This window comes from Acidimicrobiales bacterium, assembly GCA_036270875.1.
GTDB lineage: Bacteria > Actinomycetota > Acidimicrobiia > Acidimicrobiales > AC-9 > AC-9.
This window is the reverse complement of sequence record DATBBR010000016.1, coordinates 1-17197: the sequence shown is the minus strand read 5'-3', so window position 1 is coordinate 17197 and position 17197 is coordinate 1. Positions and strand designations below refer to the sequence as shown.

16 protein-coding genes are annotated in these 17197 nt (G+C 69.3%); 1 reads left to right on the top strand and 15 read right to left on the bottom strand.

The window, feature by feature from the left end; all coding sequences use genetic code 11:
* Positions 1-5: 5 nt before the first annotated feature.
* The 14 genes from VH112_01575 to ndhC are packed head-to-tail and all read right to left on the bottom strand — an operon-like array spanning position 6 to position 15428.
* Complete coding sequence (locus VH112_01575; protein ID HEX4538909.1) at positions 6-1670, bottom strand: NADH-quinone oxidoreductase subunit N; 1665 nt, start codon at positions 1668-1670, stop codon at positions 6-8.
* Positions 1670-3277, bottom strand: coding sequence for an NADH-quinone oxidoreductase subunit M (locus VH112_01570; protein ID HEX4538908.1), 1608 nt, complete (start codon positions 3275-3277; stop codon positions 1670-1672). Before VH112_01570 ends, VH112_01575 begins: the two co-directional genes overlap by 1 nt.
* Complete coding sequence (gene nuoL, locus VH112_01565; protein ID HEX4538907.1) at positions 3274-5157, bottom strand: NADH-quinone oxidoreductase subunit L; 1884 nt, start codon at positions 5155-5157, stop codon at positions 3274-3276. Before nuoL ends, VH112_01570 begins: the two co-directional genes overlap by 4 nt.
* Positions 5158-5165: 8 nt before the next feature.
* Positions 5166-5471 carry an NADH-quinone oxidoreductase subunit NuoK gene (nuoK, locus tag VH112_01560; GenBank protein ID HEX4538906.1) on the bottom strand — a complete coding sequence of 102 codons (306 nt, stop codon included), beginning with the start codon at positions 5469-5471 and terminating at the stop codon, positions 5166-5168.
* Positions 5468-6070: an NADH-quinone oxidoreductase subunit J gene (locus VH112_01555; protein HEX4538905.1), complete on the bottom strand. Its 603-nt coding sequence runs from the start codon at positions 6068-6070 to the stop codon at positions 5468-5470. The genes nuoK and VH112_01555 overlap by 4 nt, the downstream gene beginning before the upstream one ends.
* Positions 6070-6744, bottom strand: coding sequence for an NADH-quinone oxidoreductase subunit NuoI (gene nuoI, locus VH112_01550; protein ID HEX4538904.1), 675 nt, complete (start codon positions 6742-6744; stop codon positions 6070-6072). The genes VH112_01555 and nuoI overlap by 1 nt, the downstream gene beginning before the upstream one ends.
* Positions 6744-7949 carry an NADH-quinone oxidoreductase subunit NuoH gene (gene nuoH / locus VH112_01545; GenBank protein HEX4538903.1) on the bottom strand — a complete coding sequence of 402 codons (1206 nt, stop codon included), beginning with the start codon at positions 7947-7949 and terminating at the stop codon, positions 6744-6746. Before nuoH ends, nuoI begins: the two co-directional genes overlap by 1 nt.
* A complete protein-coding gene (gene nuoG / locus VH112_01540) occupies positions 7949-10705 on the bottom strand; it encodes an NADH-quinone oxidoreductase subunit NuoG (GenBank protein HEX4538902.1) in 2757 nt (918 codons plus the stop codon). Before nuoG ends, nuoH begins: the two co-directional genes overlap by 1 nt.
* The gene (gene nuoF, locus VH112_01535) at positions 10698-12002 is read right to left on the bottom strand and encodes an NADH-quinone oxidoreductase subunit NuoF (GenBank protein HEX4538901.1); all 1305 of its coding nucleotides are present in this window, start codon (positions 12000-12002) and stop codon (positions 10698-10700) included. Before nuoF ends, nuoG begins: the two co-directional genes overlap by 8 nt.
* Positions 12002-12631 carry an NAD(P)H-dependent oxidoreductase subunit E gene (locus tag VH112_01530; GenBank protein HEX4538900.1) on the bottom strand — a complete coding sequence of 210 codons (630 nt, stop codon included), beginning with the start codon at positions 12629-12631 and terminating at the stop codon, positions 12002-12004. The genes nuoF and VH112_01530 overlap by 1 nt, the downstream gene beginning before the upstream one ends.
* Positions 12631-13974 carry an NADH-quinone oxidoreductase subunit D gene (locus tag VH112_01525; GenBank protein ID HEX4538899.1) on the bottom strand — a complete coding sequence of 448 codons (1344 nt, stop codon included), beginning with the start codon at positions 13972-13974 and terminating at the stop codon, positions 12631-12633. The genes VH112_01530 and VH112_01525 overlap by 1 nt, the downstream gene beginning before the upstream one ends.
* A gap of 7 nt (positions 13975-13981) precedes the next feature.
* Entirely contained in the window at positions 13982-14431 is a 450-nt protein-coding gene (locus VH112_01520) for an NADH-quinone oxidoreductase subunit C (GenBank protein ID HEX4538898.1), read from the bottom strand.
* Positions 14431-14976, bottom strand: coding sequence for an NADH-quinone oxidoreductase subunit B family protein (locus tag VH112_01515; protein HEX4538897.1), 546 nt, complete (start codon positions 14974-14976; stop codon positions 14431-14433). Before VH112_01515 ends, VH112_01520 begins: the two co-directional genes overlap by 1 nt.
* A 2-nt stretch (positions 14977-14978) precedes the next feature.
* Complete coding sequence (gene ndhC, locus VH112_01510) at positions 14979-15428, bottom strand: NADH-quinone oxidoreductase subunit A (GenBank protein HEX4538896.1); 450 nt, start codon at positions 15426-15428, stop codon at positions 14979-14981.
* A 121-nt stretch (positions 15429-15549) separates the two neighbouring features.
* On the opposite strand from ndhC, the gene VH112_01505 reads away from it, so the two are divergent.
* Positions 15550-16800, top strand: coding sequence for a geranylgeranyl reductase family protein (locus tag VH112_01505; protein ID HEX4538895.1), 1251 nt, complete (start codon positions 15550-15552; stop codon positions 16798-16800).
* A gap of 120 nt (positions 16801-16920) precedes the next feature.
* Here the strand turns inward: VH112_01505 and VH112_01500 are convergent.
* Positions 16921-17197 (bottom strand): aspartate aminotransferase family protein (locus tag VH112_01500; GenBank protein ID HEX4538894.1); only part of this gene is annotated, 277 nt, incomplete at its 5' end.

Sequence of the window (17197 nt, the reverse complement as noted above, 5' to 3'; positions counted from 1 at the left end):
CTCGCTCAGAACAGCAGCGTGGCCCGGTGGGCGAAGTCGATGAGCGGCGCCGGATAGAGCCCGAAGAACACCGTGAAGGCGGCGGACACGACCAGCCCCACCCCGGCCAACAGCGGCACCTGGATGCTGGTGTTCTCCTCGCCCTCGGCCTCCTCCGCCACCGCTGTCCGCTCGGCGACGGCCACGCCGCCCGGCGCCGTCGCCAGGGCCGCCTCGCCCACCGGCGTCTCGGCACCGAGCGCGGGCCGGGTGTCGTAACCGCCTGCCCCGGCGTCAGCAGGCGCAGACGCCTCCGGCGGGCGCCCCGCAGGGGTGTACATGAGCACGATGACGCGCAGGTAGAAGAAAGCGGCGATCACCGCCGCGATCATGGCGATGAGCGCCAGCGGATAGGCGCCGCTGCTCACCGCCGCGGAGATCACGTAGAACTTGGCGAGGAAGCCGGTCGTGAAGGGGATCCCGGCCTGGGCCATGAGGAAGAGCGCCAGCAGGAGGGCCAGGCCCGGGTTGCGCGCGAACAGGCCCCGGTAGGAGTCCAGGTCGTGGCGAGCGTCTCCCCGACCGCCGACGAGGGTCACGATGGTGAAGCTGCCGACAACCATGAACACGTAAGCGAAGAGGTAGTAGAGCCCGCCGGCGATCCCGTTCTTGGTCGCCACCTCCAGCCCGACGAGGACGAACCCGGCGTGGCTGATGGACGAGTAGGCCAACATCCGTTTGACGTCGCGCTGCACGATGGCGACCACCGCCCCGACGAGCAAGGTGAGCAAGGCGAGCGCCCAGATCAGGGGCTTCCAGTCCAGCCGCAGGATCGAGAAGGTCGAGAAGAAGAGGCGCAGCAGGCCGGCGAAGCCGGCAGCCTTGGCGGTCGCCGCCATGAACCCGGTGACCGGGGTCGGCGAGCCCTGGTAGACGTCGGGAGTCCAGAAATGGAAGGGGACGGCCGCCACCTTGAACCCGAGCCCGACGAGCAGCAGGGCCATCCCGGCGAGCAGCAGGCCGTTGGAGACAGTGACGTTCTGGGCCAGGAACTTCGCTACCTGGCCCAAGTTGGTCGATCCGGTGGCGCCGTAGGTGAGGGCGACGCCATAGAGGAAGATGGCCGATGAGAACGCGCCGAGCACGAAGTACTTGATCGCCGCCTCTCCCGACTCCCGGCGCCGGGCGTGGTAGCCGGCCAGCACGTACAGGGCGATCGACAGGATCTCCAGCCCGAGGAACATCACGATCAGGTCGTTGGCGGCGGCCATGAACATGGCCCCGGAGGCCGACAGCATGGCGAGCACGTAGAACTCGGGTCCGTCCAGCCGCTCCCGGCGCAGGTAGGAGTCGGCCGAGAGGGCGGACACGATGAGCGCGGCCCCGATCAGCATGATGAAGAAGACGCTGAACCCGTCCACGGCGACGGACCCGGCGATCGCCGTGTAGCCGCCTCGGGCGACGTGGTTCCACAACAGGTAGGCGTAGGCCATGGACGCGCCCGCGGCGGCCACCGTGAAGATGGCGTAGGTCCCACGGGGTAGACGGCGGCGCGTCAGCGCCGCTGCGGTCATGAGCACCAGGGCCAGACCGATGAGGATCAGCTCGGGCATGATGGCCGAGTAGTCGATGCGGGGAAGCTGCAGCGCCGGCAGATCCTGGTGCAGCTGGGCGAGGAAGAGACTTCCCATCACCGCGCCCCCGAGGCCGAGGCTGAGGAGGACGGTCCCGACGATCCGTTGGCGACGGCCGGCTGGCGGAAGCTGCTTCCCTGCTCCACGTGGCTGATGAGGCGGTTGACCGACGGGGTGATGCGATCCAGGACGGGCCTCGGATAGACGCCGAGGAAGACGATGGCCAGGATCAGCGGGGCCACGGCGGCGCGCTCTCGCCACGAGAGGTCGGGGACGTGGAGATTGGGACCCGCCGCCCGGCCGTGGAACACCCTCTGGAACGCCCACAGCAGATAGATGGCGGCGAAGATCACACCGATGGTGGCCGCCACCGCCCACCACCGGTGGCTGAGGAAGGTGCCGATCAGGATCAGGAACTCACCGACGAATCCGTTCAGGCCGGGCAGCCCGATCGAGGCCATCATCGCCACCGTGAACACCCCGGCCATGACGGGCGCCGCCCGCTGGAGGCCGCCCAGGTCGCTCGTCTGCCAGCTCCGTCGCCGCTCGTAGATGAATCCGATCAGGAGGAACAGGGCGGCGGTGAACAGTCCGTGGTTGAGCATCTGGAGCACGCCGCCGGACACGCCCTGGGTGGTGATAGCGAAGGTACCGAGCACGATGAACCCCAGGTTCGTGAGCGACGAGTAGGCCACCATGCGCTTGAGGTCGCGCTGGGCGGCCGCCACCACCGCCCCGTAGAGGATGCCGATGGCGGCGAGGGTCAGCAGGGTCGGGGCCAGCTGCGCCGCCGCCTTGGGGAACAGCTCGAAGTCGAAGCGGATGATGCCGTAGCTGCCGATCTTGGCCATGACCGCGGCGAGGATCACCGAGCCGGCGGCCGGAGCCTCGGTGTAGGCGGGAGGGGACCAGGTGTGGAACGGGAAGATCGGCGCCTTCACGGCGAAGGCGGCCATGAAGGCCAGGAACAGCACGATGCCGATCGTCGACGAGAAGGGCTGGGTGGCGGACAGGGTCACGAGGTCGAAGGTCAGGTGCCCCGTGCTGCGCTGGTGGAGGTACACCACGGTCAGCAGGCCGATGAGCATGACCGCCGACCCGAGGAAGGTGTACAGGAAGAACTTCAGCGCCGCGTTGCCGCGCCGCTCGTGGCCCCAGCCGCCGATGATGAAGTACGTCGGCACCAGGGTGAGCTCGAAGAAGAGGAAGAAGAGGAAGAGGTCGAGGGCCAGGAAGCTCCCGAGGCAGGCGCACTCGAGCAGCAGCATCCAGGCCACGAAGCCCTTGGGATTGCTCTTGACCCTCCCGCCGACCAGGGCGACGGGGAACAGCACAGCGCACATCAGCACCAGGAAGAGCGATATCCCGTCGATGCCGAGCTTCCACGAGATGCCGAACACGCTGATCCAGCTGTGCTGGGAGACCATCTGGAAGCCACCGTCGCCCACCCGGAAGCGAACGGCGATGAACACGGCAAAGCCCAGGACGGCCACCGAGAAGGCGACGCCCAGGAACTGGACGAGCCGCTGGCGGGCCCTCGGCACGGCGGCGACGACGACCGCGCCCCCCGCCGGGATCAGCACGAGCGTTGTCAACAGCGGAAAGCCGGGCCCGGGATGGGCGGCAGCCAGGACCGGCGCCGCCGCGCCGGCGATGCCGCTCACGAGCCCACCCGGCTGGCCAGGTAGGCGAGTACGAGGGCGGCGCCCGTGGCGATGGCGAGGGCGTAATTGCGTACGTAGCCCGTCTGCAGGCGCCGTAAGCGGTCGCCGCTACCCCGTATGAGGGTCGCCGTGCCGTTGACGACGCCGTCGATGACCTCGTTGTCGAACACGGTGGCCGAGAAGTTGGCCAGCGCCGTGGAGGGGCGGGCGATGAAGGTGTCGTAGGCCCAGTCGACGTACCAGGCCCGTTGGAGGAAGACCGGCGTGAGGCGGGGCCGCTCCCAGCGCCGCAGCCACAGCCCGCCGGCGAGCGCGGCTCCCACCACCGCCACAGAAGCGTCGGCGATCTCGAAGAGCCGTTGCGTGCTCCCGCTGTAGTGGAGCACCCGCAGGGCGGGCCCGAAGACGGGACTGAGCCACCGGCCGAGGAAGTCGTAGTTGTCGATGGGCAGGTTGATGATGCCCCCGCCCAGCGACAGCAGGGCCAGCACCACGAGGGGGACGATCATCACCGAGGGGGCCTCGTGCGGGAGGGTCTCGTGCGGTCCGGACGTGCGCCACCGCTCGGGCCCGTAGAACGTGAGGAAGACCACCCGGCCCATGTAGTACGCGGTGAGCAGGGCCGTGAGCAGGCCGCCGGCGTACAGTGCCGGGCTGCGGGCGAAGGCGTTCATGAGCACGTCGCCCTTGGACCAGAACCCGGAGAAGGGGGGCACGCCGGCGATGGACAGCCAGGCGACGATGAAGGTCGTCGCCGTGACCGGCATCCATTTTCGCAGCCCCCCGAAACGGGACATCTCCTGTTCGTCGTGCATGCCGTGTATGACCGAACCTGCACCGAGGAACAGCAGGGCCTTGAAGAAGGCGTGGGTCACCATCAGGAAGATGGCGGCGACATAGGCGCCCGACCCCACGGCCAGGAACATGTAGCCCAGCTGGGAGATCGTCGAGTAGGCGAGGGCCCGTTTGATGTCCCCCTGGGCGCACGCCGAGGTGGCGGCCACGAAGGCGGTCACCAGTCCGACGATGGCCACGACGTTGAGCGACGACGTCGTGTGGGTGAGGAGCGGGCTCACCCTCGCCATGAGGTAGACGCCGGCGGTGACCATGGTGGCGGCGTGGATCAGCGCCGACACCGGAGTCGGGCCCTCCATGGCGTCGGGGAGCCAGATGAACAGCGGGATCTGGGCCGACTTGCCCACCGCGCCGAGGAACAGGAGCAGGGTGATGGCGGTGATCGTTCCCGGTCCGATGCGGCTCACTGCGCCGAACACACCGCCGTAGCTGAGCGTGCCCACCGTGGAGAAGATCAGGAACATGGCGGTGAGGAAACCGAAGTCGCCGATCCGGTTGACGATGAACGCCTTCTTGCCCGCCGAGGCGGCGCTGTCCCGGTCGAACCAGAAGGCGACGAGCCAGTACGAGCACGCCCCCACCCCCTCCCAGCCGAGGAAGGTGAGCACGAAGTTGTCCGCCATCACCAGGATGAGCATGGAGAACACGAAGAGGTTGAGGTAGACGAAGAACTTCGAGAACTGCGGATCGCGCTGCATGTAGCCGATCGAGTAGAGGTGGATGAGCGCGCTCACCGCCGTCACGAACAGCACCATCGTGATCGACAGCGGGTCGATCAGCAGCGCCGCTTTGATCTGGAGGCCGCCCACCGGGATCCAGGTGTAGATCGTCTGGTCGAACGAGCGGTTGCCGCCAGCCCGGTTGAGCAGGTCGATGAAGACGAACACGCCGACCACGAAGGAGGCCGTCACGAGCGCCGTCGCCAGCCAGCCGGCCAGGGGATTGCCGATGCGGCGGCCGAACAAGGCCAGGATCACGGCCCCCGACAGGGGCAGCAGGGGGATGATGTAGGCGTAGTGGAGCACGCTCGAGGTCAGCCCTTCAGGATGTGGAGATCGTCCGCCGTGGCGCCCTTGCGCCGGCGGAAGATGGCGACGATGATGCCCAGCCCGACGACCACCTCGGCGGCCGCCACCACCAGCACGAAGAAGACCAGGGACTGGCCACCGATGTCGTTCAGGAGGCGGGAGAACGTGACGAAGGTGAGGTTGACTGCGTTGAGCATGAGCTCGACGCACATGAACATGACCAGCACGTTGCGACGCAGGAGCAGCCCGACACCGCCGATGGTGAACAGCACGGCGGCCAGCGTCAGGTAGTAGGGACCGCCGAGGCTCATTCCTTCTCGCCCCCCCGCCCATCCTCGGGCGCCTCGACCTCCCTCGACGGCCGGCGAGAGAGCACCACCGCGCCGACCACGGCGATCACCAGCAGGACGGACGTGACCTCGAAGGGGAGTAGGTAGGTGGTGAAGAGGGAGCGGGCCAGCTTCTCGACGTTGGAGCCCGGTCCTCCCGAGGGACCAGCCAGCGAGTGGGCGCCCGTCACCCAGTGGATCCCGGCCAGGAACAGCAGCAGGGACAACCCGGCCGCCCCGACGATCAGGGCCAGCGGCCGCTGGCCCGGGAGCGGGTCCCGCTGCAGCGCTTCCACCCTGTCCACGCCCAGCAGCATGATGACGAAGAGGAAGAGCACCACGATGGCGCCGGCGTAGACGATCACCTGCACGACGGCCAGGAAGTCGGCCGACTGCTCCACGAACAGGACGGCGATGCCGAACAGGGTCATGACCAGCATCAGGGCGGAGTGGACGGGGTTGCGGGCGGCGATGACCCCGATGGCCCCGGCCACGACGACCGCGGCCGATACGGCGAAGACCGTCGCATCGGTGATCGTCACCGCGAGGAGCGGGACGTGCCCCAGCGAGACGAGCGGCACTAGCGGTACCTCCCGCCGTAGCGGTGCGGGATGTCAGCCGCATCGACCTCCCGAATCGAGATGTTGCCGGTGGCCTCGTCGTCCCGGTCTCCGACCTGGCCCGCCTCGGGGTGCCGGACCCCGTAGCCGCGCTCGCCCGACCATTGGACGCGGCCCTCGTAGGCGGCGTCGCCGTTCGGCGAGGTCGCCCGCATCCAGCCCGAGGTGTGGGCGTCGTCACCGGGGCGCCAGTCCTCCCACGGCAGGTGGCGGGGACGGCCGTCGTCGTCGACGACGAGCTCGTCCTTGGTGTAAATGGCGTCCTGGCGGTCGACGAAGGAGAACTCGAACAGCTTGCTCTCGGTGATGGCCTCGGTCGGGCAGGCCTCCACGCACAGGTCGCAGTGGATGCAGCGCAGGTAGTTGATCTCGTACACGAAGCCGAACCGCTCTCCGGGCGACACCGGGGCGTCAGGCGGGTTGTCGGCTCCCCGCACGTAGATGCAGCGCGCCGGGCACACGCCGGCGCACAGCTCGCACCCGATGCACTTCTCCATGCCGTCCTCGTACCGGCCGAGGACGTGCCGGCCGTGGAAGCGCGGCGGCTTGGGCCGCTTCTCATCGGGATAGCGATGGGTCACCCGGGGCTCGAAGACCTGGCGAATGGTCACCCGGAAGCCGTCGAAGAACCCCATCAGGGCATCACCCCGCCGCCGGGACCGAAGTCCCCGCCGGGTCCGACCGCTGGCGTGGCATCAGGCCCCTCGGCTCGGGCGCGCGTCACCCGCAGGGCCTGGTACAGCATGAGCCCGAAGACCAGGCCGCCGCCGAAGACGGCGAAGCCCCAACGGGAGTCGATCAGCATGCCCGCCACCACGAGGAGCCAGAACAGCGAGAGCGGGATGAGGCGCTTCCATCCCAGGTCCATGAGCTGGTCGTAGCGCAGCCGGGGCAGGCTGGCCCGGATCCAGACGTACACGTACAAGAACACGATCGTCTTGCCGACGAACCAGAGGATCGGCCACAGCCACCGCACGAAATGAGGGGCGGGACCGTCCGGTCCCCCGAAGAACAGGGTCACGACGATGGCCGACATCGTGATGGTGTTCATGAACTCGGCCAGGAAGAACAGGGCGAAGCGCACCGAGGAGTACTCGGTGTGGAACCCTCCGACCAGCTCCTGCTCGCCCTCCACCAGGTCGAAGGGAGGCCGGTTCACCTCCGCCGTCACGGCGATGAAGAAGATGGCAAAGGGCACGACGCCGAGCCGGAGCACGTTCCAGTTGGGCAGGAACCCGTAGAGGCTGCCGTTCTGCGACTCGACGATGTCGCGGGTGGACAGCGAGCCGGTGATGAGAACGGCCGCTGCCGTCGACAGGCCCATTGCCGCCTCGTAGGAGACCATCTGGGCCGAGGCCCGGACCGCGCCGAGGAGGGGGTACTTCGAGCCGGATGCCCAGCCGGCCAGCATCAGGCCGTACACCGCCACCGACGACATGGCCAGGAGGAGCAGGATCCCGATCTGCGGGTCGGCCACCTGAAGCTCGGTCGTGTGCCCGAAGACCGTGACCACCCCGCCGATCGGGATGATCGTGAAGATCACGAAGGCGGGCACGACCGCGAGGTAGGGCGCCAGGTAGAAGACGGCGCGGTCGGAGCCGTCCGGGCGCAGGCCCTCCTTGAAGAACAGCTTGACCCCGTCGGCCATGGTCTGGAGGATCCCCCAGGGCCCCGCCCGGTTGGGACCGATCCTGCTCTGCATGTCGGAGATGACCTTGCGCTCGAACCAGATCATGAGCAGCACCGACACCAGCAGCGCGACGAAGGCCACGATGACCTTGACCGCCACGATGAGGAAGACCCAGGGGTCGACGCCGTGCGAGAAGAGCGGGTCACCCATCAGATCGTCTCCAGGCGGACGTCGGTGACCGCTCGGGCGCTGTCGATGAGGTCCTCGGCCCCCTCCTCGGCCAGGTCGAGGTCGACCACGGCGACGCCTCGGGGGACGTCGGTGTCGGCGAGCGCCTCCATCACCAGGGCCTGGCCGGCGCGGACCCGAACCCGACCACCGGTCTGCACGCCCAGGCGATCGAGGTCGTAGGGGTTCGCCCGGAGGGCCGGGGCGGGGGCGAGGTCGGCCAGCGAGGGGCAGGCCTGCACGAGCGTCCCCTTGTCGTAGAGGCGGCGACGGGTGACGAGGCGCAGCGCATAGCTGTCCGGTGCCGGGACCGGGCGCGGCTTGGCCGGGGTGAAGCGCAGGAGCGGCGGCCGCTCGCTCGCCGAGTCAGCGTCGTTGGCGCCCTCGGGAGCGTCAGCAGCGCCGTCGGCTGACCTGGGCGCCCCGGCGATGTTGGGGATGCCCTGGCTCTCGATGCCGCCGATACCCGGCGTGGCCATGGGGTCGATGGGACCCGGCGGCGGCTGGGTGGAGCCAGCTCCGGTGTCGGTCGCGCCGGAGTGGACCGGCGGCGCGCCGCCCGGATGTCCGGTGCCGACCTCGAGCCGGACAGGGACGCTCGGGATCGGAGCCACGATGCCGTCGGCGGCGCGACGCTCGCCGATCAGATGGCGGGTGATGCCGGTGTGGGAGGGCGCCACTCGCTCGACCTCGTCCCAGATGGCCTCCACGGTGTCGGTCCCGAGGTCGCCGCCGAGGCGAGCCGCCAGCTCGGCGGCGATCATCCAGTCGGGACGGGTCACGCCCGGTCCCACGAGCTTCTGGCCCAGGCGGCTGATGCGTCCTTCGAGGTTGGTCGTGGTGCCGGGCCGCTCGGCGTAGATCGCGGCGGGCAGGATCACGTCGGCCTGCCCCGAGGACTCGTTCAGAAAGGCGTCGACGGCGACGACGAACCCGGCACCGGCCATCCCCCGCTGGGCGAGCTGGCGATCGGGGAAGTCGGTGAGGGGATCGGCGCCGAGGAGGACCAATGCCCCCACGCGCTGCTCGGCCGCGGCCGACAGGATGCCCGCGCTGTCCAGGCCCCGCTCTTCGGGCACCGCGCCCCACGCCGCCGTGTACCACGCCCGCCCCTCGTCCAAGGAGACCCGACCGGGCAGGATGCCCGGGGCGAGACCCATGTCGAGGGCACCCAGGACGTTCGACCGCCGGAGGGCCGGTAGGAAGCGGGCCTCTGGCCACGCCCCGAACAGGGCGGCCGCCGCTTCGTCCATCATGTCGTCGGCCTCGGCGACCGACGGGCGGCCGAGTACCACCACGACCCCCGATCCGTCGGCACCGGGACCCGCGCCGTCCCGGCCCCGCAGGATGCCACGGGCGACCGAGAGCGGGTCCTGACCGGCGCCGGCGCCGTCGGTGGTGTCGGGGGCCACGAGGGAGCGTGCCAGCGCTGCCACGTCGCCCGGTCGATAGGTGAGCGAGACGGTGGCATAGCGCGTCATTGCCGTCGGCAGCGCCGTGAGCTCGATTACCGGGACCCCCCGCTCGACGGCGGCCTCCCGCAGGCGCAGATAGAGCACCGGCAGCTCCTCGCGCACATCGGGCGCCAGCAGGACGAGAGCGTCGGCCGAGCAGGCCTGGTCGATCGTCGCCCTGGGCAGGCCCAGCACCACCTCGGCGGGCAGGCCGTCGCCGAGCTGGGCGTCGACCGAGTCGGTACCGATGACCGCCTTGGCCAGCTTGGCCCAGGCGTAGGCGTCCTCATTGGGGAGCCGGGCGCCGCCGATGACACCGATCGACTGCGGACCCCCGCGCTCCCTGGCCCCGGCCAGGCCCTCGGCCGCCGCCGACAGGGCCTCGTCCCATGAGACCTCGGCCAGCTCGTCGCCCTTGCGCACCAGGGGGTGGGTCAGGCGGTCGTCGCTGTTGACCGCTTCGAAGTCGAACCGGCCCTTGTCGCACAGCCAGGACTGGTTCACCGGGTCGGAATCGACGCCCAGGTAGCGCGTGAGGCGGTTGGAGGACGACTGCGCCACGACCCGGCAGCCCACGGCGCATGAGGTGCACGTGCTCTCGACCTGCTCGAGGTCCCACGGCCGGGCCTTGAACCGGTAGGGCGTGGCGGTGAGGGCGCCCACCGGGCAGATCTGCACCGTGTTGCCGCTGAAATACGAGGCGAAGGGATGGTCGGGGTAGGTGTTGACCTCGATGTGGTCGCCCCGGCCGATGAAGTTGATCAGGGGCTCGCCGGCGTGCTCGGTGGCGAAGCGGGTACAGCGGTCACACTGGATGCAGCGCTCGCGATCCAGGTCCACCAAGCTGCTGATGGCGATCGGTTTGGCGAAATGCCGCTTCTCCTCGACGAAGCGGCTCTCCCCGGGACCGTACGCGAGGGTCTGGTCCTGCAGAGGGCACTCCCCGCCCTTGTCGCAGACCGGGCAGTCGAGGGGGTGGTTGATGAGCAGGAACTCGAGCACGCCGTCCTGGGCCTTCTTCACCTTGTCGGAGGTGGTCCGGACCTCCTGGCCGTCGGCCACGGCGACGAAGCACGCCGGCTGGAGCGAGTACCCGCGCGGGCCCCTGATCTCGACCAGGCACATGCGGCACATCCCGACCGACCGCATCCGGGGGTGGTAGCAGAACCTCGGGATGTAGGTCCCGGCCCGCTCGGCTGCCGCGATCACCATCTCGCCCGGCCTGGCCTCGACCGGGCGGCCGTCCACGACGATCGACAGCGTGTCCGTGGCGGTGTCAGCCATACGGGCAGGCACCTTCCTTGATGTGCACGAGGAACTCGTCTCGAAACATGCGAATGGCCCACACGATCGACGACGGGATCGAGGGCCCCAGGACGCAGATGGTGGTCTGCTGCGGCGGCCAGGACAAACCCGGGGAGATGTTGTCGCACACGTCGAGAAGAAGATCGAGGTCCTGCTCCCGGCCCGAGCCCTCCTCGATGCGCCGGACCACCTTCTCGATCCAGCCCGCACCCTCGCGACAGGGGGTGCACTGGCCGCAGGACTCGCGGTAGAAGAAGCGGACGATGCGCCAGGCGGCCCGCACCACGCAGGTCTGGTCGTCCATGACGACCACCGAGCCGGAGCCCAACATGGAGCCGGCCTTGCCCACCTCGTCCTGGCTGAGGGGCAGATCGATCTGATCGGGCCCGAACCAGGGCGCCGAGACCCCGCCGGGAATGAAGGCCTTGAGCTGGCGACCGCCCCGCACGCCACCGCCGAGGACGGGGGCGAAGATGAGATCACGGAAGGTGGTCTTGGCCATCTCCAGCTCGTAGTTGCCCGGTCGGCGGACGTGGCCCGAGAGTGCGAACAAGCGCGTGCCGGTGGAGCTGCCTTGGCCCAGGGCGGCGAAGGCGTGCCCGCCGTGCTGCACGATCCAGGGCAGGTTGGCCATCGTCTCGGTGTTGTTGACGACGGTCGGCTCGCCGTAGAGCCCGATGGCTGCAGGGAAGTACGGCGGCTTGATACGGGGGAAGGCCCGCTTGCCCTCGAGGCTCTCCAGGAGCCCCGTCTCCTCACCGGCGATGTAGGCCCCCGCGCCGGGATGCAGGACCACGTCGACTGAGAAGCCCGAACCGAAGATGTCCCGGCCGACGGCGCCGTGGGCGTAGGCCTCGTTGAGCGCGCCTTGCATGCGCTCGAGCCCGAGAGCGAACTCGCCGCGCACGAAGATGAAGGCCTGGGTCACCTGGTTGGCGTAGGCGGCGATCAGGGTGCCTTCGATGATGGCGTGCGGATCGCGCTCGATGAGCAGGTGGTCCTTGAAGGTCGCCGGCTCGCTCTCGTCCCCGTTGACCACGAGGTAGCGCACCGGCGCCTTGCGCAGCATCGACCACTTGCGCCCCGCGGGGAAGCCAGCACCGCCGCGGCCGAGCAAACTGGCCGCGTTCACCTCCTCGGCGACCTGCTCCGGCTCCATGCGCAGGGCCCGACGCAGCCCGTCGTAACCGCCGGTGGCCAGGTAGCGCTCGAGGGTGTGCGAGTCGGGATGGCGCAGACGCGCGGTGACGATCGGTGCGACCTCGGTGAGCGCCATCAGGACCTCTCGGCCTGGGCGGCCGCAGCACGCTCGTCCCGGGCCTGGTCGGCCGCGGCCCGCTCGGCCCTTACCTGCTCGGCCGGGACGGCAAGCCCGCCCTCCCGGCGCACGCGGCAGAGCACCCCGTGGGGCGGCACGTCGTCATCGAGGCGGCCCGACGCCAGGTCCTCGACCAGCGTGTCGAAGCGCTCGTCGCTGACCGGCCCGAAGAAGCGGTGGTTCACCTGCAGGCACGGCGCCCGGTCGCAGTAGGCGATGCACTCGGCTTCCTCGATGGTGAACATGCCGTCGGGCGTGGTGGCCCCGACGCTGATGTCGAGTCGTTCCTCGGCGTGCTCGAGGAGCTCGTAGCCGCCGTTCAGGAGGCAGGCGATGTTGGTGCACACCGACACCATGTAGCGGCCCACCGGCTCGGTGCGCAGCATCTCGTAGAAGCTGGCCGTGCCCAGCACCTCGGCCGGGGTGAGCTCCATGATCTCGGCGATGTGCTCCATGGCCTCGGGGTTGAGCCAGCCCTCCTGGGCCTGGGCCAGGTGGCAGATGGGCACGAGCGCCGAACGCGAGTCGGGGTACAGCGACATGAGCTCCCGGGCCTGCGCCACGGTCTCGGCAGTGAGACGGGCCATCAGCGGTCGACCTCGCCCAAGATGGGGTCGATGGAGGAGATGATGGCGACGGCGTCGGCCACCAGGCCGCCGTGGACCATCGTCGCCATGCTCTGGAGGTTGTTGAACGACGGCGCCCGGATATGGAGCCGGTAGGGCTTGGGGGAGCCGTCGGAGACGAGATAGCAGCCGAGCTCGCCGCGGGGCGACTCGATGGCGACGTACACCTCGCCCTCGGGCACCTTGAAGCCCTCGGTGAAGATCTTGAAGTGGTGGATCAGGGCTTCCATCGACTCGTCGATGCGGGCCCTGGGAGGCGGCGTGACTTTCTTGTCCTGGGTCCGGTAGTCACCCTCCGGCATGCGGTTGGCAACCTGGCGGATGATGCGGATTGACTCCCGGATCTCGTTCAGGCGCACGGCGTAGCGGTCGAAGCTGTCGCCGTAGCTCCCCACCACGACATCGAAGTCGACCTGGTCGTAGAACAGGTACGGCATCGTCCGCCGAAGGTCCCAGGGCACGCCGGTGGACCGGAGAATGGGCCCCGTGGCCGAGGAGGCGATGGCGGCCTCGGCGCTGATCGTCCCCACGCCCTCGGTGCGCTCCCGGAAGATGGGCTGGCCCGTGAAGAGGTCGTCGTACTCGGCCAGGCGGGGTGGGATGGCCTGGCAGATGGCTTCGACGTCGTCCTGCCAGCCATCAGGGAGATCAGCCGCCACGCCTCCCGGGCGGATGTAGTTGTGGTTCATACGCAGGCCGGTGACCTTCTCCAGGAAGTCGAGCACCACCTCGCGCTCCCGGAAGCCGTAGATCATCATCGACGTGGCCGCGAGGTCCATGCCGTTGGTGGCCAACCAGAGCAGGTGCGACGAGACACGGTTGAGCTCGATCATGAGCATCCGGATCCACGTCGCCCGCTCCGGTATCTCGACGCCCAGCAGGGCCTCGGTCGCAAGTGAGAAGACCAGCTCGTTGTGGAGCGGAGAGAGGTAGTCCATGCGCGTCACGTTGGTCGCGCCCTGGATGTAGGTGAGATCCTCCCCCGTCTTCTCCATACCGGTGTGCAGGTAGCCGATGATCGGCTTGGCCCGGAGCACCGTCTCGCCGTCGAGCTCCATCATGATCCTCAGCACGCCGTGGGTCGATGGGTGCTGGGGACCCATGTTGATGATCATGGTCTCGTCTTCGCCGACTTCGATGTCGATGTCGCCGGCGTCGAGGGCGGTCGCCCCCTCAGACCGACCCAGAATGTCGCCTTCCTCGATGTGCCGCTCGGTTGGCGTCGTGCCCTCGCGCGAGAGCATCTCCTGGGTGCCCTCGGAGGTCTCGGCGACCAGGCGGCTCTCGTCTTCGGTGTGGCTCATCGTCGCCTCAACGGGGTCCGGGGGCTTCCTTGAACTGGACCGGCACCCGCCCGACCGAGTAGTCCTTGCGCAGCGGATGCCCCTCCCAGTCCTCGGGCATGAGGATCCGGGTCATGTCGGGATGATCGGCGAAGCGGATCCCGAACATGTCGAACGTCTCGCGCTCGGGGGCCTCGACGCCGGGGTAGAGACCGAACAGCGAGGGGATCGTCGGATCGGACTCCGGCACCTGCACCCGGATCCGCACGCGCCGGCGGTGCTCCATCGAGACGAGGTTCACCACCACCTCGAAGCGCTCCGGATCGACATCGGGCGGCAGGGTGCGACCGGGATGGATGAGGTAGTCCACGCCGCACACGTCGACGCACATCTCGAAGCCCTCGTCCTTGAGCCCGGCGACGACCTGCAGGTAGTCGTCGCGAGACGGGTGGATCACCTCGGCGGTGGCCGTCTCCATCAGCGAGGGGTCCCCACGTGGACCGGGGCTCGCTCCTCGACCTGTAGCTCGGCACCGGCACCGGAGGCCTGCCGCCGGCGGGTGATCTCGCCGGTGCGGATCTGCTCGTGCAGGGTGAGGATCGAGTGCAGCAGTGTCTCAGGGGTCGGTGGGCACCCCGGCGTGTAGACATCGACCGGGACGACCTGATCGACGCCCTGGACGATGGCGTAGTTGTTGAACATGCCGCCGGTGGAGGCGCACACCCCCATCGAGATCACCCACTTGGGCTCGGGCATCTGGTCGTAGACCTGGCGCAGCACGGGAGCCATCTTCTGCGAGACCCGGCCGGCGACGATCATGAGGTCGGCCTGCCGGGGCGACGCCCGGAAGACCTCCATGCCGAAGCGGGCGAGGTCGTAGTCGGCCGCCCCGGCGGACATCATCTCGATGGCACAGCAGGCGAGCCCGAAGGTGGCCGGCCACACGCTGTTGCGCCGAGCCCACTTCACCAGGTTCTCGAGGCTGCCGGTGAGGAAGTTGTGGTTGAGGCTCTCGAGCCCCATGGTCAGGCCGCCTCGCCGGTGTCCTGGCTGATGCGACGGATCGTCGTGTCGGTGGTCCGCTCTGTCGTCGTCCCCGGCAGCGGTCGGAGGCGCTTGACGGGGCCCCAGTCGAGGGCGCCGTTGCTGATGAGGTAGATGAACGACAAGAGCACGGCCACGGCGAAGAGGACCATCTCGACCAGACCGAAGGTGTTCAGCTGGCGGAAGATGACCGCCCACGGGTACAGGAAGATGATCTCGATGTCGATGACGATGAAGACCATGGCGACGAGGTAGAAACGCACCGGGAACCGCTCAGCCGGCTCACGGTCCGGCACGATGCCGCACTCGTAGGGAGTCGCCTTGGCGCTGGTCGGCCGCTTGGGTCCCAGCAGGGAGGACGCCAGAAACGAGAGCGCGGCGAAGACGATCGACAGGACGAACATGCAGACGATCGGCAGGTAGTTATCCATCGGTGGGTCGCCCCCCTGGTGGCGAGGGCCATATCGTCGGACCTCGTCGCCTTTGTACCACGGCCCCTCGAAGGCGGTCAGATCGGCGCCGCCCCCCTCCGGCCGTCCTAGAGTCGTCCCGGTGAGCACTCGGGTCGGTCATCCCCACGACGTACTGGTGGTGGGAGCGGGTCCCTCGGGGTCAGCCTGCGCCTACTGGCTGGCCGACGCCGGCTACGACGTGCTGCTGCTCGAGCGCAAGCGCTTTCCGAGGGAGAAGACCTGCGGAGACGGGCTCACCCCTCGCTCGGTTCGCCAGCTCGAGGACATGGGCCTGGCCCAGGAGCTGGCGGGCTTCCATCGCTATGACGGCCTCCGGGCCGTCGCCTTCGGCCGGGAGCTCGAGCTGGCCTGGCCCGATCACCCCGATCTCCCGTCTCACGGTTACGTGGTGACCCGCCGTGACCTGGACCATGTCGTGGCCGAGCGGGCCCAGAAGGCCGGCGCCGCCCTGCGGCAGGGCGCAGAGGCCACGGCGCCGGTGCTAGAGGACGGCCGCGTTCGGGGCGCCGTGGTGACGAACAGCGGCGGCGGTGGCGTCGACGAGATCAGCGCCCGCTACGTGGTCGTGTCCGACGGTGCCAACTCCCGGTTCGGGCGGGCGCTGGGCACGAGCAGGGATCGCGCCCTTGCGCTGGGCATGGCGCTCCGCGGCTACTACCGCTCGCCCCGACACGACGAGCCCTGGATCGAGTCCCACCTCGACGTGCGCGACCGGGATGGTCAAGTCCTGCCCGGGTACGGCTGGGTCTTCCCGCTGGGCGACGGTCGCGTCAATGTGGGCGTCGGGCTGCTCTCCACCTCTGACCGCTGGGCGGGCGTGAACACCACCGAGCTCATGGCAGCTTTTGTCGAGACGGCTCCCCCGTCCTGGGAGCTCTCGCGGGCCACGTCCTGTGGCGCACCCACCGGTGGGCGGTTGCCGATGGGCCTGTCCGTCGGTCCCCACTCGGGCCCCGGATACCTGGTCGTGGGGGACGCCGCGGGAGCGATCAACCCGTTCAATGGCGAGGGCATCGCCTACGCCTACGAGACCGGCCGCCTCGCCGCCGCCGCGATCGGCCAGGCCCTCGCCACCGGCGACGACGGCGCCCTCCGTGCCTACGAGTCGGCCCTCGAGCACCGCTACGGGCTCTACTACCGGGTAGCGCAGGCGTTCGTGCAGATCATCGGCCGACCCCAGCTGATGCGGGCGCTGGTGGGCACCGGCATGCACAGCCGCACGCTCATGGAGTGGGTGCTGCGCATCATGGCCAACCTGCTGCGCCCCGATGAGCTGGGGCCCGCCGAGGCCGCCTACCGGGCGGTGGCGGCGCTGGCCCGCCGGGCCTAGCGCCCGACGCGGCGGCCCGGCCGTCGGTGCCGTTGTCCGCTCTGTTCCGCCTTACGTCGAAAGCGGGCGACGCGGCCGCGCCGAAGACGGCAGCTTTCGACAAAAGGTGGAACAGCGACCTTATGGAAGCTGGCTGCCCCGCAGCTCGGCCGCGGCCTCGGCTGCGGCCTCGACGGTGCCCGCGAGGTCCGCCTCGGTGTGGGCCAGGCTGGGAAAGATCGCCTCGTAGGGCCCTGGGGCCAGGGTCACGCCCCGCGCCAGCATGCTGTGGAAGAAGCGGGCGTACTGTCCACCTGCTGCCGACGCCTGCGCACCCTCGTAGTCGGTCACCGGCTCGGCCCCGAAGAACACCCCCATGAGCGGTCCCACGACCGGAACCTGGGCGGCGACACCGGCC